Source organism: Nocardioides sp. AX2bis (genome assembly GCF_902506435.1).
Taxonomy (GTDB): domain Bacteria; phylum Actinomycetota; class Actinomycetes; order Propionibacteriales; family Nocardioidaceae; genus Nocardioides.
Genome location: NZ_LR733215.1, coordinates 2,933,032 through 2,951,568 on the forward strand (window position 1 = coordinate 2,933,032; position 18,537 = coordinate 2,951,568).

The 18,537-nt window shown below is 71.5% G+C and carries 19 protein-coding genes; 6 read left to right on the top strand and 13 right to left on the bottom strand.

Annotated elements, in window-relative coordinates:
* Positions 1–3 precede the first annotated feature (3 nt).
* Genes GV155_RS14075 through GV155_RS14085 form a run of 3 tightly spaced genes read right to left on the bottom strand, consistent with a single transcriptional unit; the run spans position 4 to position 2,441 of the window.
* Entirely contained in the window at positions 4–945 is a 942-nt protein-coding gene (locus GV155_RS14075; RefSeq protein ID WP_160008909.1) for a type II secretion system F family protein, read from the bottom strand.
* Complete coding sequence (locus GV155_RS14080) at positions 942–1,796, bottom strand: type II secretion system F family protein (RefSeq protein ID WP_160008911.1); 855 nt, start codon at positions 1,794–1,796, stop codon at positions 942–944. Before GV155_RS14080 ends, GV155_RS14075 begins: the two co-directional genes overlap by 4 nt.
* A gap of 33 nt (positions 1,797–1,829) precedes the next feature.
* Complete coding sequence (locus tag GV155_RS14085) at positions 1,830–2,441, bottom strand: CpaF/VirB11 family protein (protein WP_236554331.1); 612 nt, start codon at positions 2,439–2,441, stop codon at positions 1,830–1,832.
* Positions 2,442–2,460: 19 nt separating this feature from the next.
* Here GV155_RS14085 and GV155_RS14090 point away from each other — a divergent pair, with 19 nt between their 5' ends.
* Positions 2,461–3,864 (top strand): recombinase family protein, encoded by a 1,404-nt coding sequence (locus tag GV155_RS14090; RefSeq protein WP_160008913.1) that lies wholly within the window; start codon positions 2,461–2,463, stop codon positions 3,862–3,864.
* 185 nt (positions 3,865–4,049) lie between these two features.
* On the opposite strand, the gene GV155_RS14095 is transcribed toward GV155_RS14090, so the two are convergent.
* On the bottom strand, positions 4,050–4,760 hold the full coding sequence (locus GV155_RS14095; RefSeq protein ID WP_160008915.1) for a rolling circle replication-associated protein: 711 nt from the start codon (positions 4,758–4,760) through the stop codon (positions 4,050–4,052).
* 496 nt (positions 4,761–5,256) lie between these two features.
* On the opposite strand from GV155_RS14095, the gene GV155_RS14100 reads away from it, so the two are divergent.
* The gene (locus GV155_RS14100) at positions 5,257–6,843 is read left to right on the top strand and encodes a hypothetical protein (RefSeq protein ID WP_160008917.1); all 1,587 of its coding nucleotides are present in this window, start codon (positions 5,257–5,259) and stop codon (positions 6,841–6,843) included.
* Positions 6,844–6,888: 45 nt separating this feature from the next.
* On the opposite strand, the gene GV155_RS14105 is transcribed toward GV155_RS14100, so the two are convergent.
* On the bottom strand, positions 6,889–7,584 hold the full coding sequence (locus GV155_RS14105; protein ID WP_160008920.1) for an ATPase, T2SS/T4P/T4SS family: 696 nt from the start codon (positions 7,582–7,584) through the stop codon (positions 6,889–6,891).
* Between the two features lie 182 nt (positions 7,585–7,766).
* Here GV155_RS14105 and GV155_RS14110 point away from each other — a divergent pair, with 182 nt between their 5' ends.
* The gene (locus GV155_RS14110; protein ID WP_160008922.1) at positions 7,767–8,546 is read left to right on the top strand and encodes an isocitrate lyase/PEP mutase family protein; all 780 of its coding nucleotides are present in this window, start codon (positions 7,767–7,769) and stop codon (positions 8,544–8,546) included.
* Between the two features lie 67 nt (positions 8,547–8,613).
* Here GV155_RS14110 and GV155_RS14115 read toward each other — a convergent pair whose 3' ends face one another.
* Positions 8,614–8,820, bottom strand: a complete 207-nt coding sequence (locus GV155_RS14115) for a hypothetical protein (RefSeq protein WP_160008924.1) — start codon at positions 8,818–8,820, stop codon at positions 8,614–8,616.
* Between the two features lie 111 nt (positions 8,821–8,931).
* Here GV155_RS14115 and GV155_RS14120 point away from each other — a divergent pair, with 111 nt between their 5' ends.
* Positions 8,932–10,362, top strand: a complete 1,431-nt coding sequence (locus GV155_RS14120; protein WP_160008926.1) for a hypothetical protein — start codon at positions 8,932–8,934, stop codon at positions 10,360–10,362.
* 22 nt (positions 10,363–10,384) lie between these two features.
* Positions 10,385–10,753: a VOC family protein gene (locus GV155_RS14125; protein ID WP_160008928.1), complete on the top strand. Its 369-nt coding sequence runs from the start codon at positions 10,385–10,387 to the stop codon at positions 10,751–10,753.
* A gap of 19 nt (positions 10,754–10,772) precedes the next feature.
* On the opposite strand, the gene GV155_RS14130 is transcribed toward GV155_RS14125, so the two are convergent.
* From GV155_RS14130 to ligD (GV155_RS14160), 7 genes are all read right to left on the bottom strand, one after another.
* Positions 10,773–12,149 carry an MFS transporter gene (locus GV155_RS14130; protein ID WP_160008930.1) on the bottom strand — a complete coding sequence of 459 codons (1,377 nt, stop codon included), beginning with the start codon at positions 12,147–12,149 and terminating at the stop codon, positions 10,773–10,775.
* A gap of 19 nt (positions 12,150–12,168) precedes the next feature.
* Positions 12,169–12,963, bottom strand: coding sequence for a crotonase/enoyl-CoA hydratase family protein (locus tag GV155_RS14135; protein WP_160008932.1), 795 nt, complete (start codon positions 12,961–12,963; stop codon positions 12,169–12,171).
* Positions 12,964–13,001: 38 nt separating this feature from the next.
* Positions 13,002–14,234 carry a histidine kinase dimerization/phospho-acceptor domain-containing protein gene (locus GV155_RS14140; RefSeq protein WP_160008934.1) on the bottom strand — a complete coding sequence of 411 codons (1,233 nt, stop codon included), beginning with the start codon at positions 14,232–14,234 and terminating at the stop codon, positions 13,002–13,004.
* Positions 14,235–14,246: 12 nt separating this feature from the next.
* Positions 14,247–14,939, bottom strand: a complete 693-nt coding sequence (locus GV155_RS14145; protein ID WP_160008936.1) for a response regulator transcription factor — start codon at positions 14,937–14,939, stop codon at positions 14,247–14,249.
* 42 nt (positions 14,940–14,981) lie between these two features.
* Positions 14,982–15,521 (bottom strand): hypothetical protein, encoded by a 540-nt coding sequence (locus GV155_RS14150; protein WP_160008938.1) that lies wholly within the window; start codon positions 15,519–15,521, stop codon positions 14,982–14,984.
* A 187-nt stretch (positions 15,522–15,708) separates the two neighbouring features.
* Positions 15,709–16,632, bottom strand: a complete 924-nt coding sequence (gene ligD / locus GV155_RS14155) for a non-homologous end-joining DNA ligase (RefSeq protein ID WP_236554332.1) — start codon at positions 16,630–16,632, stop codon at positions 15,709–15,711.
* A complete protein-coding gene (gene ligD / locus GV155_RS14160) occupies positions 16,629–17,603 on the bottom strand; it encodes a non-homologous end-joining DNA ligase (RefSeq protein WP_160008940.1) in 975 nt (324 codons plus the stop codon). The genes ligD (GV155_RS14155) and ligD (GV155_RS14160) overlap by 4 nt, the downstream gene beginning before the upstream one ends.
* 18 nt (positions 17,604–17,621) lie before the next feature.
* On the opposite strand from ligD (GV155_RS14160), the gene ku reads away from it, so the two are divergent.
* Positions 17,622–18,530, top strand: coding sequence for a non-homologous end joining protein Ku (gene ku, locus GV155_RS14165; RefSeq protein ID WP_160008942.1), 909 nt, complete (start codon positions 17,622–17,624; stop codon positions 18,528–18,530).
* The last annotated feature ends 7 nt before the right edge of the window (positions 18,531–18,537 follow it).

Consider the following 18,537-nt stretch of genomic DNA (forward strand, 5'->3'; position numbering starts at 1 on the left):
GGGTCAGGTCGTCAGCGACAGGCCGACGAAGCCCGGCCAGAACGCGAAGACGATGGTCACGGGCAGCACGAGGAAGACGACCGGGGCCATCATCAGGACCTCCCGGCGCGACGCCGCCTCGATCAGCTCCCGGCGACCGGCCTCCCGGACGTCGGCGGCCTGGGCGTGCAGGACGTCGGCCAGCGGGGTGCCGCGCTCGACGGCGACGGCGACGCCCTGGGCGAAGCGCGCCACCAGCGGCAGCCCGCTGGACGCGGCCATGCCGTCGAACGCCACGCCCACGGGTTCGCCGGTGCGGACCGAGGCCAGCACCCGCGCCAGGTCGGCGGAGAGCTCCCCGCCGCTGCGGCGCACGACCCGGTCGAGCGCGGCGACCGGGCCCTCGCCCGCGGCGACGGCCAGCGCGAGCAGCTCGGCGACCGTGGGGAACTCGGCCAGGATGCGGCGCTCGCGGGCCGTGACCTGGGCGGTCAGCCGACGGTCGCGCACCACGACCCCGCCGACGAACGCCGCGACGCAGAGCGTGACCAGCACCAGCGGGTCGCCCCGGCCGGTGACGGTGACCAGCACGCCGTACGCCGCCGCGAGCGCGAAGCCCGTCAGCCCCCAGAGGACCTGCTCGACGCGGAAGTCGTGGACGCCGCGGTCCGACCCGCACCGCCGGAGCCGCCACTGCACCGACGACGAGCCGCCGAGGACCTTGTCGACGGTCCGTGCGGCTGACCCCAGGACCGGTCCGAACACGCCGGTGACGACCGATGTCGGGTCGCCGTCGCCGCCGAGGGGGAGGCCGGTGGAACGTCTAGCCAGGGGGAGGTCCCGGACGTACGGGAGCACGCGGACCGCGACCTGCGTGCGGCGCAGGACCAGCACCCGCCCGAGGACCACCACCAGCCCGAGCCCCGCTCCGAGCCCGCAGACCGCACCCCACGCCGCGGGCGTCATGCCAGGATCCGCCGCTCGACGGGGAGCCGGCCGATGCGCATCATCACGCGGTACGCCACGACGCAGGTCGCGGCGCCGCCGACCAGGATCACCACGCCGGCGGCCGACGAGAAGCGCTGGATGACCTCCGGACGACCGCTCATGAGGATCAGCACGACCCACGGCGCGCCGACTGCCAGCCGAGCACCGTTGACCGACCAGGACTGCCGCGACTCGAGCTCGGAACGGGTGCGCAGGTCGTCGCGGAGGTAGCCGGACAGGTTGCGCAGCAGCCGGCCGAGCTCTCCCCCGCCGACCTCGCGGGCGACGCGGAGGCCCTCGACGACACGGTCACCGACGGGGTCCGCGAGGCGGTCCTTCAGCCGGTCCAGGGACTCCCCGAACCGGCCGGTGACCTGGTAGTCCAGCGCGAACGCGTCGAAGGCCGGGCGGAGGGGCTCGGGCCCCCGCACCGCGAGCGCGCCGAGCGCGTCGGGCAGGGAGAGACCGGCGCGGACCGCGGAGGCCAGGTTGTCCACCGCCTCGGGCCAGACCTCGGCGAAGTCGCGCTGGCGCCGCCGTCCGCGGCTGCCGACCACGGCGATCGGCGCGTAGGTCGCCATGGCCGCGAACACCAGAGCGACGGGGAGGGTGCCGGCGACCGCCTGGACCGCCACCGCCACCAGCGCCCCGCAGGCCAGGCACAGCCCGACGAGGGACCGCACCGACACGTCAGCCAGACCGGCCCGGGCCAGCAGGACACCCAGGCGCGAGGTCCGGGCGACGGCCGGCCGAGGCCGGCGGGGCAGGAAGAACGCCGACCACACCAGCACCAGGCCGAGCCCGGCGCCGATCCCGACCAGCGCTCCCACGTCTGCTCCCCCGTCCCCGTGCGCCGGCCGCGCTCAGCGCTCGGCCAGGAGCCGGTCGAGGTCGAGCCCCGCCCGCGCGAACAGCTCCGGACGTGGCGGGCGGCCGCTGCTGCGGCGCAGCTCGCCACCCTCGCGGACGAAGAGGGTCTCGGTCTCGATCACGTCGTTCTCGGCGCGACCCGGCACGCCGACGACCTCGTTCACCCGGCGTACGCCCTGCGCGTCCATGGACAGGTGCACGACCAGGTCGATCGACGCCGCGACGGTCGGGACGACGAACCGGGCCGAGATGTTCTCCCCCGCCAGCAGCGGGAGCGTGCACGCCTTGACCAGCGCCTCGCGGGCGCTGTTGGCGTGGATGGTGCACATGCCCGGGAGGCCAGCGTTGAGCGCGAGCAGCAGGTCCAGGCACTCCTCGGCGCGCACCTCCCCCACGATGATCCGGGAGGGCCGCATCCGCAGCGCCTCCTTGACCAGGTCCCGCAACCTGATCTCCCCGGTGCCCTCGAGCCCGGACTGACGGGTCTGGAGCGGCACCCAGTCCGGGTGGGGGAAGCGCAGCTCGAAGACCTCCTCGGCCGAGATCACCCGCTCCCCGCCCGGGATCGCGGCGGCGAGGCAGTTCAGCATGGTGGTCTTGCCCACGGTGTCTTAATGTCACCCCATGCCCGAACGCCGTGCCGTCGCCATCTACGCCCGCATCTCCCAAGACCGCGACGGACAGCAGCTCGGCGTTCGACGACAACTCAGCGACTGCCGCGCGGAGGCAGATCGTCTCGGATGGACCGTCGCTGAGGAGTACGTCGACGATGACATCAGTGCCTACTCAGGCAAGGCCAGACCCGCCTATCAGCGCATGCTCGAAGACCTCGACGCGGGACACATAGACGCGGTGATGGCATGGCACGTGGACCGCCTCTATCGGCGCCCGAGCGAGCTCGAGCAGTTCATCTCCGCTTGCGAAAGAGCCAGAGTCTCCGACCTGCACACCGTGTCCGGCTCCTTCGACCTGGCCACGGGTGACGGGATGCTCGTCGCAAGGATGCTCGCCGCTGTCGCCGCAAACGAAAGCGACAGCAAGCGACGACGCGGGAAGCGAAAGATGCAAGAGATCGCAGAGGCTGGCCAGCCCCACGGTGGCGGCACCCGACCGTTCGGGTTCTTGCCCGACCGGGTGACCCACGACCAGACAGAGGCTGAGGTCATCCGTCAGATTGCTGAGCGGGTCCTGGCAGGAGAGAGCCTGCCATCGGTGGGCCGCTGGATGGACGCCAACGACATTCGAACCGTGACCGGGAAGCAGTGGCGAACCCCAGTCATTCGCGGCCTACTTCTTAACCGTCGTATCTGCGGCGAACGCGTCCATAACGGCAAAGTGATGGGCCCCGCGGCCTGGGAACCCATCATCAGCACCGAGACGGCCGACGCCCTGCACCGACTGCTGACCGCCCCCGAGCGCCGGACCAACCGAGCCGCACGCAACTACCTCCTGTCGGGCATGTGTCGCTGCGCAAAGTGCGGCAACAAGATGGTTTCGTCTCGCCGGTATGAGACCCGCCGCTACATCTGCCGATCAGGACTCGACGGTGGTAGCGGCTGCGGCAGCATCACCGTCACGGCCGAGCCGGTGGAACTGATCGTCGCGAGGGCCACACTGATGCGTCTCGACAGTCGCGAGCTGCAAGACGCCCTAGCAGGGCGAGTGCGGGACGACGCGCAAGCCGCATCGCTGTACGACAAGATCGCCGCCGACGAAGGCAAGCTCGTTGAGCTAGCCGGACTATGGGCCAGCGACGACATGACCACCGATGGCTGGAAGCGGGCCAAGGCCATCATCGAACAGCGGCTCACAGAGAACCGACAGAGACTCTCCCGCCTATCCGGCACGCGGCAACTCGACGCCTACCTCGGGCAAGGCGGAGCGCTCCAGGCCCAGTGGTCCGGGCTCAACCTCGATCGCCAACGAGCCATCGTCAAAGTCTTGGTCGACCACGTGGTCATCAACCCGGGCGTCATCGGCGCCCGTTCGGTTGCCGTCGAGCGCGTACGTCCCGTGTGGCGGTTCTGATGGTCGCGTCCGCCTGGGCGCCGGACTCGCGCTGCCGCGCTTGGGTCCGCCCCCCAGCCTGTCCGCTCCCAGCAGGACCGCCACCCGGGTGACCGCGCCCGGATCGGTGACGAGTACCGGGATCCCCTGAGACGCACAGGTGGACTCGACCAGTGCACGAACCTGGTCCTCCCACTCCGGTGAGGTCATGTCCAACGCACCGCGATCGCAGGGGGCGCGAACCACTCTTCGGCCTCGGAGGAGTTCCACAGCCACGACGGGAACGCGCCCTCGAAGTACGCGGTCGACTTCTCCACTACGTCCTGAGCGGATGTGCCCCAGATCGGGATGCGCTCGGGCTGAAACCCCTGGGCAACGTCATAGCGATGACGGTTCGCGATGCGAACATCCGAGAACGACTTACCCAGGTACTTCGACAGATACCCCGCCGCAACACGCGCCTCGCCAAGGCGGCCCGCACCGACCGGCACGTCGTCGATGCGCCTCATGTCGACGATGCCCCGACCCCAGACCTGCGCGACCAGACTCTTCCTCACGTAGCGGTTCACCGCGAAGTGCAGATGGAACCGCGAGCCGTCTGCATGGAACTCCGGGACCCACGCGTACGGCATCGGCGCACCGCCGAGTTCAGAGCGAAGCTGGCGAAAGAACTCCCCCGCGTGCTGTCGGACCTCGGACGGATCCGTGCAGAACGGTGGTGCGTACGTCAGGGTCCCGAAGCGGTTCAGCCCGTTGGCGACGCAGTACCGCCGCAGTTGACCGCGTGCGCGACGAGCAGCCTCAGCACGGGAACGTTCCGGGTTTGGGACACCGCCGGCGCCACCACCTGAGTCGCGCCGGCGTTTAGGCACGAAGCAGCCACCACCTTCCCGGGCGGCCGGGCAGATGAGCAACATCCAGCCCGACCGCACGGCGGGTTCACGAATGGTTGCTGAGACAACAGACGACACAGAGGTGGACCTTCAAGAGAGGGCGGGCGAGGACAGAAGCCCCCGGTCTGTTCCCGCGTTCTCACCTCTAGGACGCCGTTGACCCTGGTCACTAAAGCGGCCTACTTGGGGGCAGCCGCTGCGGGTTTGCCAACGCGCGCAATCTCTTGTCTGACAGACGACCTTGGTCGCCGTCATCCGTCTGCTCGGAGCATCGCCCACCCGACCCGCCGCTGTCAGCGAAACACCGAAACCGACCCGAGCTTGGCTCGGATCGGTACGGCGGCGCCCGCTCCCCCACGCGGGAAGAAGCACCCCGCGCGGGGCCCCTGCGGACCCGAGAAGCCGCCGCCTTGTGGTCGCTGGCCCCAGCGAGTTCTGTTGCTAAATCAAGTCAAGGGCGGCCCGCAGTGCCGCATAGAGTCACCCTGGCCATCCAACTCTCGAAGCAGCGGGGACCCCTATGGAACAGCGACGCACCGAGGCTCTGGAGCTCCTCACGAGCGAGACTCACACCTTCATTGAGACCCTTCACGCTCTACGTGGCCTCAAGGAAGTCACACACCCGCAGGCAATGACTCTCGACGAAGATCCTCGCTGGACAAAAGCAATATCACGACAAGCGTCGCTGATCGACGCCACTAAGCAGCGTTCTTACTTGGCAACCATGAAAGCCGCGTGGCCATTCACCATCTCAATTCTAAATGGCGGGGCGCACACGTTTACCAATCTATCCGCGGACAAGACCCTCGACTGGCAACCGGTTGACCGATTCGCCATCGTCCCAGATGAACACCGAGACGAACTAAGGGAGCAGCTGTCCGACGTTGGCAATGAAATCGACGGCCAACCAGACTTCGAGCTCCAGCAAGCCAGCAACGGAAACTACCGAGTCAAAATCGAAGACCCGGAGATTTACTACTACTTCTGGCAAGCCGTAGAGGAACTGGAGAAAGGCGTCGCTACGCCGACACATTCCGCTCTTCTGATGCGGTCAATTCTCACAATGGCAGTGAGTGCCTTCGAGGTATTCGTCTCAAACGTCTACCGATCGTTCCTGCTCTGCAATCCCGGAGCTGCGGACAACTCGGACAGCAAGACCTTTTCGCTCAGCGACCTGTACGGTTTCGGAACGGTACAAGACGCTATCGCCGAAAGCATTTTCCAGCAGGCGGACTCGTTCAGTCGCAAGGGCGTGCGAGCGTGGACCCAGTGGTTCAAGGGTAAGCCGCTTGAGGTCGACCTCGCTGGACTGGCGCATGATTGGGGTAGGACTCAGGAAATTTTCGAACGCCGCAACGTCGTCGTCCACAACGGATCGAAGACAACCCGACAGTACCTTCACAATGTCGACAGCGGTCTGACTGAAAATCTCACTGAGGGCTCACCGCTAGATATTGAGCCGGATTATGTCGAAGAGGCGCTAGAGCGACTAATTACGCTCGGAGTCCTAGTTGGCTACAAGGTTCGCGTGAGAATGTTCCAGAAAGACAATGCGGCCGCCATCTCGACCTGGATTCAGAACGAGCAGTTCGAACTGCTTTTGAAGTCACACTTCAATGCCGTCGACAAGATCTCCGAGTCGTCGGGTGACGCTGTCCTGAAGGACATGGACCGAAACCTACTTCGAGTCAATGGTTGGATCGCCAGAATGCGATTGAACGGTGTGGAAACTGGTCGCAAAGAAATTGAGAAATGGGACACCTCTGCACTGTCAGACAGTTTCCGTGCTGCGCGCAACATCCTTCTTCGGAGAGACGAGGCGGCCGTCTCTGCGATCAGAGAGTTGATCAAGTCTGACGACCTCAGCATCGAGGACGTTCGGGAGTGGCCGCTGTTCTACTGGCTCCGCGAGGACGGGAAGCTAGACGGCCTTTTCACAGAATTTGAGGACTCCAGAACGACACCGGAACCACGAATGGAGATCGTGACGGTAGATCCGGACCTGGATTCAACGCTCCCGGCCAGCAGTGGCGCTGTTGACCCTGACACCGACTCAACCGCGTTGCCTGGGGACGACGCTCCAGGCGACACCCGCTCGAAAGACTGACCGCTCTCGCGAATGGACTCGACGCGCAAGGACCCGGGGGGTGTCCTAAGAGTTGGTCGGGTTGCCCGCCTGCGTCCCTCCGGCGACCAAGACGTTCAGACCGGCCCGCACCGAGGCGTCCAGGAACGCCGCCGCCTGGGGCGTCAGGCTGCCGAGCTCGACGAGGTCGGCCAGCCGCGTCGCGCGGAGCACGAACTTGCGGACGTTGACCGCGCTGAACCCCCGGGAGATCCCCTCCAGCACCACGTGCAGGCGGTGGCCCTCGGGCAGCATCGCGTCCACGAACGGACGGCTGACGTCGATCCGACGACCCGAGCTCTTCAGCATGCGCTCCACGAGCTCGGTCACCTGGGCGGCGGTGAGCACGAGGTTGGTCAGCTCGTGGCGACCGTGGCGGGCGATGAAGACCCGGCTCGGGTCGTTGATCCAGATCTCCTCGACCTCGGGGTCGTCGAGCAGGGCCTGGAGCGGACCGAAGCCCGCGACCCGGGCCACGATCTCGCCGACCATGGCCTCGGGATCGGCCACCGGCACGACCCGACCGGTCAGGCTGCGCTCGTCGTGGGCGCGGACCACCTCAGCAGCGATGTGGCGTACGGCGCCCGCGTCGCGCTGGGGGTCGACGCCCTCGCGGCGCACCACCACGCGGACCTGCTCGTCGAGCTCGTCGACCAGGGCGGCGTGGCCCCCGGCGCGGCGCACACCGTTCCCGGAGTACGGCACGGACTGTGCCAGCGCCATCGTCCCTCCCGTGCCGGGCGGTCCCGACCGGACCGAACGTAGGCACCGGAGCGGGTCGCTGGGGAGTCCCAGGATCGGATCTGTGGAGAACCCGGGTAGTTCCACCGACCCACCGGTCACTCGGGTCCCGTGCGCCCCACGCCTGGCACGGACCAGCTGGACGGCCGTGCCAGCATCGCTGCATGACCGACACCGCTGCCAAGGCCACCGAGCTCCTCCGCCTGCACCGCGACCCTGCGCTGCTCACCGTCGTCAACGTCTGGGACGTCATCAGCGCGACCGTCGTCGCCGACGTCGAGGGCACCGCCGCGCTGGCCACCGCCAGCCACTCCATCGCCGCCTCCCACGGCTACGAGGACGGCGAGAACATCCCGCTCGACGAGATGATCGACGCCATCGGCCGCATCGCTGCCGCCACCGACCTCCCGGTCACCGCCGACCTCGAGGGCGGGTACGGCGACGCCGCCGAGGCCGCCCGTCGTGCGATCGGCGCCGGCATCGTGGGTGCCAACCTCGAGGACCAGATGAAGCCGCTCGAGCAGGCCGTGGACCAGGTCGCCCAGGTGATGCGGGCCGCCGAGGCCGCGGGCGTGCCCGACTTCGTGCTGAACGCCCGCACCGACGCGTTCGTGAAGGCCGGCGACCGGCCCCGCGCGGACGTGCTGGCCGACGCCGTCGAGCGCTGCCAGGCGTACCTCGCCGCGGGCGCACCGGTCGTCTTCGTGCCCGGCGTCCTGTCCGAGGACGAGGTGACCACCCTGGTCGACGCGCTCGGCCCGCAGCGGCTGACGCTGATCGGGATCCCCGGCAACCTGCCGCTGGCCCGCCTCGAGGAGCTCGGCGTCGCCCGCGTCTCCTACGGCCCGCTCTCCCAGCGCGTCGCGCTCACCGCGCTGGCCGAGCTCGTCGAGGCCGTGCACGCCGGTGGCGGCGTGCCGGAGGGCACCCGACCCCTCAACTGATCCGCTACACGACGCAGACGACCCCTGCCCCGGCCGGCGCCGGAGCAGGGGTCGTTCGAGTGTGGGGTCAGGCGTGGCCGCCCTGCGGCCCGTCCACCTCGTAGTTGCTGTTGCTGTCGTCGGGCTCGACCGCGTTCTCCGCGGCCTCCTCGCTGATCTCGGCGCCGCTCACCGGGGCGCCGGCGGCGGTGCCGCCCGCGGGGACCTCGGGGGTCTCGGTGCTCTCGGTGCCGTGGGGCTCGTCGGTCGCGTTGATCGTCTCGTGGTCGCTCATGAGCGCCAACGTACGCAGGCCGCCCGGGTGGGTCACCCACCCCGGTACGGCCTGTCCACAGATTCTTATCGACTCTTGTCGTTCGAACATGTGTTCTAGTATAGTGAGGTCATGTCCACCACGGTCACGCTGCCGGTCCCGATCGAGGACCTCGACGCCACCGGCGTCCTGCACCGGACCGAGACAGCCCTGCAGACCCGGCGCGCTGCCGAGGTCGAGGACCTCCTCCTGGCCCTGCACTGGGCCGACCTCCACGCCGCCGACCCCAGAAGGGGCCCGGACAGCGCCCGCGTCTGGGGCGGCGAGGACCGCCTGGTCGACCTCGGCGGGGACGGCACCCCACGGGTCCAGGAGCTCTGCCTTCCCGAGCTCGCCACCGCCCGCCGCGTCCACACCCTCTCCGCGAGGGCGGTCGTGGCCGACGCCCTCGACCTGCGTCACCGCCTCCCGGCCACCTGGGCGGTCGTCCAGGCCGGTCACTGCGAGGTCTGGGTCGCGCGCCGCGTCGCGGCCATGTCCCGCCGGCTCGACCAGACCCAGGTCGGGATCGTCGACGCCGCGGTGGCCGACTCCATCGCCGGCGACTCCCCGTCCCGGGTCCTGGAGCTCGCCGAGGCCAAGGTGATCGAGGCCGACCTGGCCGCCCACGCCGCCAGGTTGGAAGCCGAGGCCCGCCGCCGCCTCGTCGCGGTCAGCCGGACCGACAAGTTCGGCTCGCGCAACCTGTTCGCCCGGATGGAGCCCGGAGACGTCGTCTGGGTCGACGCCATGGTCGACCGGATCGCCGACATCCTCGCCACCCGCCCTGACCTGGTCGCCGACGCCGTCGCTGGCAGCGACAGGACCCTCGACAAGCAGGCGCTCCGGGCCCTGGCCCTGGGCTGGTTGGCCCACCCCGCCGCCGTCCTGGACCTCCTCGACAACCCCACCGCACCAGGCGGGCCCGTCGAAGACCAGGAGCAGCGGCCCGAGCCGCGGCGCCGTACCGCCCAGGCCGTGGTCTACGTCCACCTCCACCAAGCCGCCTGCGAGGGCACCGACGCGGTCGCGCGGGTCGAGGACCTCGGGCCCACCCTCCTGGCCCAGGTGGTCGCGCTCCTACGCCACGCCCACGTCAGCCTCCGTCCCGTGATCGACCTCCACGCCGAAGGCAGCACCAGCAGCTATGAGTTCCCCGAGTCCATCCGCGAACGCGCCCGCCTTCGCAGCCTCGTCGAGGCCTTCCCCCACGCCACCCGGTCCTCACGCCGCACCGACATGGACCACCCCGTCCCGTACGACCCCGACGGGCCACCCGGCCAGACCCGCGACACCAACGCAGCACCCCTGACCCGCACCCACCACCGCGCCAAGACCCACGCCGGCTGGACAGTCCGCCAACACGGGCTGGACCGTCACTACTGGCGCACGCCCCACGGCCTCTACCGAGAGACCGGACCCGCCGGCACCAGAGTCATCGACGAGACCACCTACCACCGCGCCGTCAAACGCATCGCCCTCGACCGCGCCCTCGACGCCATCGAGAAGTCGTTGCGACCGTGAGGCTCCCGGCCTACGGTCGCGCATGGCCATCGCCCGCTACCCGACCACCGTCCTCGACTGCGCCGACCCCGGCACGCTCGCCCGCTTCTACGCCGCGATGCTCGACTGGACCGTCGTGGAGGACGCCGACGACGCCGGCGGCTGGTTCGAGGCGCGCGCCGAGAACGGCCAGTGCCTCTGCTTCCAGCACGCAGAGCACTACCGCGCCCCCGCCTGGCCGGGCCAGGACGTGCCCCAGCAGATGCACCTCGACGTCGTGGTCGACGACCTCGACACCGCCGAGGCCGCCGTCCTGGAGCTCGGCGCGACGAAGCACGCCCACCAGCCGGGCACGTCGTTCCGGGTCTTCCTCGACCCGGCGGGGCACCCGTTCTGCCTCTGCTCGTCCTGAGCCCGGCCGACAGAAGGGCTCAGGCCCGCCGCGACACCGCCACCGCCACCAGCGAGACCGCGAAGGCGACCACCAGCACGCCCACGAACGCCCCGCGGTCGGCGGCGGTGCCGATCGCGGTGAAGACCAGCCCGACCACCGCGACCGCGACGGCCGCGCCGACGGAGTCACTGATGGTGATCGCCGACGTCGCCGTGCCGCGCTCCTGCACCGCGGTCCGCTTCAGCACCGCCGAGGTGATCCGGGGGAACATCAGGCCCATCCCGGCCGAGGCGACCAGCCACCCCGCGCCGACCAGCAGGCCCGGCAGCGCCAGCGTGGCGATGACCAGGATCATCGCCACCCCGACCGCCAGCAGGACCGAGCCGATCCGCAGCGCGGCCTCGTCGGGCAGGCGCTCGCCCAGCCGGCCCTGCACCTGCGAGGCCGCGGCCCAGCTGAGCGTGGCCACGGTAAGCACCAGCCCGCTGACCCAGGTCGCGGCGTCGTACTGCTCCTGGAGCAGGTAGGGCAGGTAGGACTCGCTGGCGAAGAACGCGCCCGCCACCAGCCCACGGAGCCCGATCACCGACGGCAGCCCGCGCGCGGCGCGCAGGGTCCCGCGCGGGAGCAGGGGGCGTACGGCGACCAGCGCGGCGGCCACGGCGACCAGGGCCGTCACCGCCCGCAGCACCCCGGACAGCGACCCCGCCAGGTTGAGCGCCACCACCGCGGTCGCGACCGCCACGGCGAGGAGGAGCCGCCCGGTCCCCCCGGGCCCGGCCACCGCCGCGGCGTCGGGGTCGGCGGCCTCCGGCGGCGGCACGTGCCGCAGCGTCGGGACCAGCAGCGACAGCGCGGCGGCGGCGACCAGGACCACGCCGAGGAAGACCCACCGCCATCCAAGGGTGTCGGCCACGACCCCGGCCAGGAACGGCCCGACGAGCCCGGGCAGCACCCACGCGGCGGCGAACAGCCCGAGGATGCGGGGGCGGTCGACCTGGGCGTAGACCTGCGCCACGAGGACGTACAGCGACACGATCAGGCCGCCGAGGCCGAGTCCCTGGGCGAAGCGGCCGAGGACCAGCCAGGTCATCGTCGGCGCCAGCCCGGCCGCGACCAGACCGACCGCGAACAGTGCGACCGAGGCCAGCAGGGGCCGCACCGCGCCGCGGCGGTCGGCCCAGGACCCGGCCGCGACCATGCCGACGACGCTGGCCGCGAGCGTGGCCGAGAAGGCCACCGCGAAGAGGTCCCGACCGTCGAGGTCGGCGGCCACCGTCGGCATCACGGTCGCCACCGCGAGGGCCTCGAAGGCGGCCAGGAAGACCAGCGCGACCGCGCCCACGGTCGCCCCGCGGTAGACCGGGTCGAGCAGCGGGGTGGTGCGGTCCCCCGCGAGGTCCTCGGTCGTCACCGGACCACGGTAGGTCGCCTCAGCGACCGGTCCAGCGCGGGGCCCGCTTCTCCGCGAACGCCGCCGACCCCTCCTGGGCGTCGTCGCTCAGGAAGACGGGCCGGGTGAGCTCGTCCTGGCGCTCCCACGCCTCGTCGAAGGTCCAGTCCGCCGCCTCCCGGGCGACCTGCTGGGTCACCCGGACCGCCAGCGGCCCGTTGACCGCGATCCGCCCCGCCAGCTCGAGCGCGCCCAGCAGCGCGCCGCCCTCCTCGGTGACCCGGTTGACCAGGCCGAGCGCCTCGGCACGCTCGGCGTCGATCGGGTCGCCGGTGAAGAGCATCTCCAGCGCCACCGCCCTCGGGATCCGCTGCGGCAGCAGCACCGCGGCCCCGGCCGCGGCCACGAGGCCGCGCTTGACCTCGGGCACGCCGAAGCGGGCCGTGCGCGCCGCGACCACGAGGTCGCAGGCCAGGACCAGCTCGAACCCGCCGGCCACCGCCCACCCCTCGACGGCCGCGATCATCGGCTTGCGCGCCGGCCGGGCGGTCAGGCCGCCGAACCCGCGGCCGGGCAGCATCGGGGTCTCCCCGCGCAGGAACGCCTTCAGGTCCATGCCCGCGCAGAAGGTGCCGCCGGCCCCGGTCAGCACCCCGGCGCGCAGGTGGTCGCCCGCCTCGAGCCGGTCCACCGCCGCTGCCAGCGCCTGCGCGGTCGCGGCGTCCACGGCGTTCCTCGCCTGCGGCCGGTTCAAGGTGACCACGAGGACGCCGCCCTCACGCTCCTCGACCAGCACCGGGCCCTCTGCCACGTCGTCGGCCACGTCGTCCACCATCTCGTCTCCCTCGCTCGACTGCGCCCCGACCATCCCGGTCAGCGCGGCGGCAGCAGCACGCTGACGCCGTCCCCCCCGGGTCGGCCCTCCATCCGACCACCTAGGGACCGCACGAGCGACCTCGCCTGCTCCAGACGGTCCGTGGGGTCCTGCGGTCCCGCGCCCTCGGGCGGCGGCGGGCGGACCCCGGACACCTCTAGCCGGACCACGGACGAGGCGGCTCCCACCAGCACCAGGCGTACGGCACCCGCTCCCGCACCGTCGGCCCGCGCCTCGTCCCGGGCCTGCTCCAGCAGCACGTCCAGGACGAACTCGACCGGGCCGGGTGTCAGCGTCAGGTCCAGGTCGCCCTCCACCGCGGCGGAGAAGCCGCGGCCGAGCCCGAGCAGGCCGTCGGCCCACTGCTGGGCCAGCGAGGCGGCCAGCTCCCGCAGCGGCACCTCCGCGCCCGACATCAGCGCCCCGCGGCGGGTCATCCCGACCAGGTCGGCCACGACGGTGTCGAGCTCGTCGACGGAGGCCTGGCACCGACGGGTGGCGTCGGTGGCGTCGGCGTCGAGCCGGGAGTGGGCGAGCTCGTCGAGGCTCAGCCGCAGGCTGGTCAGCGGGGTCCGCAGGACGTGGGAGGCGTGCACCGAGAACTGCTGCTCCCGACCCATCCTGTCGCGCAGCGCCGCGGCGCTGGCCTCGAGCGCGGCGGCCACCGCCCGCGCCTCCGGCACCCGGGACCGCGGCAGGTCCAGGTCGAAGCGACCGCGGCCGAGCATGGCCGCCGCCGCCGCCAGGCGCGTGAAGGGGCGCGCGAACCACCGGGCCATCAGCCACCCGGCGGCGGCCGCACCCAGGACGGCGAGCAGGAGGGTCGCCGTCAGCGGCGCGGAGTCGACGGCCAGCACCGCCCGCCAGCCCGCGGCGGACTCCACCACCCGGACGGTGAGGTCCCCGGAGGAGGCCGACGCCACGACGGGCCGGTACCGCCCCTCGCCGCCCTCGAACTCCGGGCCGGTCGCTACCGCGTCCAGGACGCCGCCCCGGCGCACCTCGAAGCGCTCGCTGTCGTCGACCGCGTCGGCGAGCGCCGCCGAGTCGATCGGGCTGCCGGCGGCGTCGGCGGACTGCACCAGGCCCAGCAGGAGCCGGGCCTGGGAGGTGGCGTGCCCGGCGTCGTGGGCGCGCAGGTTCGCGAGCAGGTTGACGTTGCGGACGAAGCCGAGGACGGCGACCAGCAGCAGGACGAGGGCGACGAAGCCGAGGACGAGCCGTCGGGTCACGCCCCGGTCCTCCTAGACATCGTGTCCGCTGCCCTCCAGGCGGAAGCCGACCCCGCGCACGGCCACGACCCGTTCGGGCACCTTGACCTGCTCCAGCTTCTGCCGCAGCCGACCGATCGTGACGTCGAGGGTCTTCGTCGAGCCGTACCAGTTCTCGTCCCACACGTCGGCCATCAACTTGTCGCGGGAGACCACCTTGTCGCGGTTGGTCAGGAGGACCTCGAGGACGTCGAACTCCTTGCCGGTCAGGGGGACCTCGGCCTCGCGGTAGAAGACGCGGCGGGCGCCGGCGTCCATCCGGAGCCCGTCGACGACCACCACCGGGGTCGGACCGGTGCTGGTGCGGCGCAGCAGCGCCCGTACGCGTGCCTGCAGCTCGGCCAGGCCGAAGGGCTTGGCGAGGTAGTCGTCGGCGCCGTAGTCGAGGCCCACCACGCGGTCGAGCTCACCGGCGCGGGCGGTGACGATCATGATCGCGCCCTCGAAGGCGAGCTCCCGGGCCTTGCGACACACCTCGAGGCCGTCCATGTCCGGCAGACCCAGGTCCAGGATGACGACCTCGGCCGCGTTCGTGCGGAGCTCCTCGAGGGCCTTCTCGCCGCTGTCGACCCAGGTGACGTCGTACCCTTCGCGCTCCAGCGTCCGGACGAGGGGGAAGGCGATGTCCTCCTCGTCCTCGACGACCAGGACACGCGCTGCGCTCATAGGTGGGGAGCGTACCGGCGGTGCGCCCTCCCGGAGGACGAATCAGCCCTGCTCGGCCCAGTGGGGCGTCCAGGCGGGCATCCCCACGTCCCTGCGGGGTGCCGGGGCCCGCCAGGAGTCGCGGAGGAACACCACGCAGAGCGCGAGCCCGCCGAGCAGCGCCACCAGCGCCAGCGCCGGGGTGTAGACGCCTCCCAGGAAGGGGTAGCCGACCAGCGGGACGGCCAGGACGAGCCGGGCCACGGTGGTGCGGTCGCCGATCGGGAGCTCGTCGTCGTCGACACGGACAGCGACGCCCGCGGTGCCCGCCTCGACCACGGCACCCGACACCAGTCCGCTGGTGCCGGCACGCGCGAAGGTGACGACGTCGCCCTCCTCGAGGTCCCCGAGCGGCACAACACGGGCCAGCACGACCGAGCCACGAGGCGCGTCGCCGGCGTGGGAGGTCATCACGTAGCGCTCCAGCCCGAAGGCGGCCGGCACCAGCACCAGCAGGAACACCGGCGCGATCACCAGCACCGTCAGCGTCGTCCGGGCACCCCAGGACCACGGGCGACGGCGAGGGACGGGCGCGAGCTCCATCGGACACTGCTCCGGGTCGGGGTGGGCGAGGTGGTCCGCACTCCCCCCGGGGCAGACCTGCTCAGGCTAGGCCCCCCGTGACCCCCGCGCACCTCGTTCCGGACTCGTCCACGACACGAAGTCCCTACGGCGAGACACGGTTCGGTAACAGCGTCGGCCGCCGTCACCGTCACCGTCAATGTCACCGTCACCGGGCCAGGAGGTCGCCGTGGTCGGCGACCCGCGCCAGCACCTCGTCGGGACCCAGCTGGTCCAGGGCCAACGGGTCCTCGGCGCCGGCCTCGACCTCGGCCCAGGTGACCGGCGCGGCCACCCGGGGCCGGTCGCGACCGCGCAGCGAGTAGGGCGCGACCGTGGTCTTCGACGCGGCGTTCTGCGACCAGTCCAGGAAGACCTTCCCGCCGCGTCGGGCCTTGGTCATCGTCGCGGTCACCAGCCGTGGGTGCGCGGCGGCCAGGTCGTCGGCGACCTCCTTGGCCAGCGCCGTCACCGCGTCCGAGGGACGGCGCGACGGCAGGTCGGCGTAGAGGTGCAGGCCCTTGCTCCCGCTGAGCACGGGCCGCACGGCGAGGTCGTGGCCGGCCAGGGCCTCGGCGACCAGGAGCGCCACCCGGCAGCACTCCCCCAGCCCGGCGGGCTCCCCGGGGTCCAGGTCGATCACCAGGCGGTCGGCGTTGCGCGGGCGGCCGTTGCGCCCGACCCGCCACTGGTGCACGTGCAGCTCCAGCGCCGCCAGGTTCGCCATCCAGGTCAGCGTGGCGAGGTCGTCGACCACCGGGAAGACGAGGGTGTCGCCGTGACGGGAGGCCCCGCGGGACCCGGAGGTCGGCACCGTCACCGTCCGCACCCAGGACGGGGCACCGCGCGGCACGTTCTTCTCGTAGAAGCTCTCGTGGCCCACGCCGTGCGGCCACCGGATCCGGGTCACGGCCCGGTCGCGCAGGTGCGGCAGCATCACCGGCGCGACCTGCGCGTAGTAGTTCAGCACCTCGCCCTTGGTGAAGCCGGTGACCGGGTACATCACCTTGTCGAGGCTGCTCAGGGTCAGCGTCCGCCCGTCGACCTCGACCCGGACCTCCTCGCGGGGAGGGTCGGTGGCGCGCGGGCTCACGACTGCCCGGCCCGGTCGTCAGCGGCCAGGTCGTCGGGGCCGAGGTCGGTGCGCACCCCTTGGAACGAAGGCTGCCGGAGCCGGGCGTACCCGGCGCCGTGGGTGTCGAGGTCGACCACCAGCACCGGGTCGACCCAGTGCGTGCCGCGGGCGTCGACGCGGGGCACCTCGTCGTCGAACGGGCTGGTCGAGCGCGCCAGCGGGGCCACCAGCGCGGCGAGCTCCGCGCTCCGCCGCCCGCTGATCCCGCTGCCCACCCGCCCGCGGTAGGACAGCCCGTCCGGGGTCGGCTCGCCGACCAGCAGGGCGGCCAGCGGGCCGTCGGCGCCGCTGCCCTCCTGCGGGCGCCAGCCCCCGACGACGTACGAGCCCCGGTGCCGGTGCGCCCGCTTCAGCCAGTGCGGGCTGCGCCGCTCGAAGGCGTAGCGGGAGTCGCGGCGCTTGCTCACCACGCCCTCCAGGCCCTGGGTGCGGGTGGCCTCCATCAGCATCGCCCCGTCGTCGTAGGCCGCCGGCACCTGCCACCCGGTGGCACCGAGCCCGTCCGGGCCGGCGAGGTCCTCCAGGCGCGCGCGACGCTCGGCCCAGGCCAGCCCCGTGAGGTCGTCGCCGTCGAGGGCGAGCAGGTCGAAGACCATGAACGTGGCCGGCACGCGGTCGGCCAGCGCGGCCGCCGTGGTCGCGCGGCGCACGTGCATCCGCTCCTGCAGGGTGCGGAAGTCGGGCAGCCCACGCTCGTTCAGCGCGATCACCTCGCCGTCGACCAGCAGGTCGCGGCCCGGCATCGGGCTCACCGAGAGGTCCGGCCAGGCCACGGTGACCTCGTTGTCGTTGCGGCTGGTCATCCGGACGGCGTCGCCGAGGCCGGCGTCGCCGCGCGCGAGGACCCGGACACCGTCCCACTTCACCTCGTGGGCCCACCGCTCGCCGGAGGGCACCTCCGTGGTCGGGGTGGCGAGCATGGGGCGCATGGGGTCATCCTTGACCCCATGCGGGCGATCTGGAAGGGCGCGGTCTCCTTCGGGCTGGTCAGCGTGCCGGTCAAGCTGTACGCCGCCACGGAGAGCCACGACGTCTCCTTCCGGCAGGTCCACGCCTCCGACGGGGGCCGGATCCGCTACCAGCGGGTCTGCTCGGTCGACGGCGAGGAGGTGCCGTACTCCGAGATCGCCAAGGGCTTCGAGACCGAGGACGGCGAGATGGTCGTCCTCGACGAGGACGACCTCGAGTCGCTGCCCTCGACCAGCTCCCGCGAGATCGCGGTCGAGAAGTTCGTCCCCAGCGACCAGATCGACCCGATGCTCTTCGAGAAGTCCTACTACCTGGAGCCGGAGAAGAGCGGGGCCAAGCCGTACGCCCTGCTCCGCCAGGCCCTGGTCGAGGCCGACCGGATGGCCGTGGTCACCGTCGCCCTGCGGCAGCGGACCTCGATCGCGGTGCTGCGCGTGCGCGACGACGTGATCGTGCTCCAGACCATGATGTGGCCCGACGAGGTCCGCACGCCCGACTTCTCCGTCGAGCCCGGCGACGTCAAGGACTCCGAGACGAAGATGGCCACGATGCTGGTCGAGACCCTGGCCGGCGACTTCGACGCCTCCGACTTCGAGGACGACTACGCCGGGGCGGTCAAGGCGATGGTCAAGGCCAAGATCGAGGGCGGCGAGATCAAGCGCACCCCCACCTCGACGAAGTCCTCCGGCGAGGTCGTCGACCTGCTCGCGGCCCTCCAGCGCTCGGTCGAGGCGGCGAAGAGCTCGCGCGGCGAGGAGCCGGCGACGAAGAAGACCGCCCCCACGAAGGCCGCCGCCACGAAGACGCCCGCGAAGAAGACCGCTGCTAAGAAGACGCCGGCGAAGAAGGCTGCGAAGAAGAAGCCGGCCGCCAAGAAGGCGAGCTGACCCGGCC

Bases quoted from the DNA above. Each gene is read 5' to 3' on its own strand.
- GV155_RS14075 (WP_160008909.1), bottom strand. From the start codon at position 945: ATGACGCCCGCGGCGTGGGGTGCGGTCTGCGGGCTCGGAGCGGGGCTC.
- GV155_RS14090 (WP_160008913.1), top strand. From the start codon at position 2,461: ATGCCCGAACGCCGTGCCGTCGCCATCTACGCCCGCATCTCCCAAGAC.
- GV155_RS14095 (WP_160008915.1), bottom strand. From the start codon at position 4,760: ATGTTGCTCATCTGCCCGGCCGCCCGGGAAGGTGGTGGCTGCTTCGTG.
- GV155_RS14100 (WP_160008917.1), top strand. From the start codon at position 5,257: ATGGAACAGCGACGCACCGAGGCTCTGGAGCTCCTCACGAGCGAGACT.
- GV155_RS14105 (WP_160008920.1), bottom strand. From the start codon at position 7,584: ATGGCGCTGGCACAGTCCGTGCCGTACTCCGGGAACGGTGTGCGCCGC.
- GV155_RS14110 (WP_160008922.1), top strand. From the start codon at position 7,767: ATGACCGACACCGCTGCCAAGGCCACCGAGCTCCTCCGCCTGCACCGC.
- GV155_RS14115 (WP_160008924.1), bottom strand. From the start codon at position 8,820: ATGAGCGACCACGAGACGATCAACGCGACCGACGAGCCCCACGGCACC.
- GV155_RS14120 (WP_160008926.1), top strand. From the start codon at position 8,932: ATGTCCACCACGGTCACGCTGCCGGTCCCGATCGAGGACCTCGACGCC.
- GV155_RS14125 (WP_160008928.1), top strand. From the start codon at position 10,385: ATGGCCATCGCCCGCTACCCGACCACCGTCCTCGACTGCGCCGACCCC.
- GV155_RS14135 (WP_160008932.1), bottom strand. From the start codon at position 12,963: ATGGTGGACGACGTGGCCGACGACGTGGCAGAGGGCCCGGTGCTGGTC.
- GV155_RS14145 (WP_160008936.1), bottom strand. From the start codon at position 14,939: ATGAGCGCAGCGCGTGTCCTGGTCGTCGAGGACGAGGAGGACATCGCC.
- GV155_RS14150 (WP_160008938.1), bottom strand. From the start codon at position 15,521: ATGGAGCTCGCGCCCGTCCCTCGCCGTCGCCCGTGGTCCTGGGGTGCC.
- ligD (WP_160008940.1), bottom strand. From the start codon at position 17,603: ATGCGCCCCATGCTCGCCACCCCGACCACGGAGGTGCCCTCCGGCGAG.
- ku (WP_160008942.1), top strand. From the start codon at position 17,622: ATGCGGGCGATCTGGAAGGGCGCGGTCTCCTTCGGGCTGGTCAGCGTG.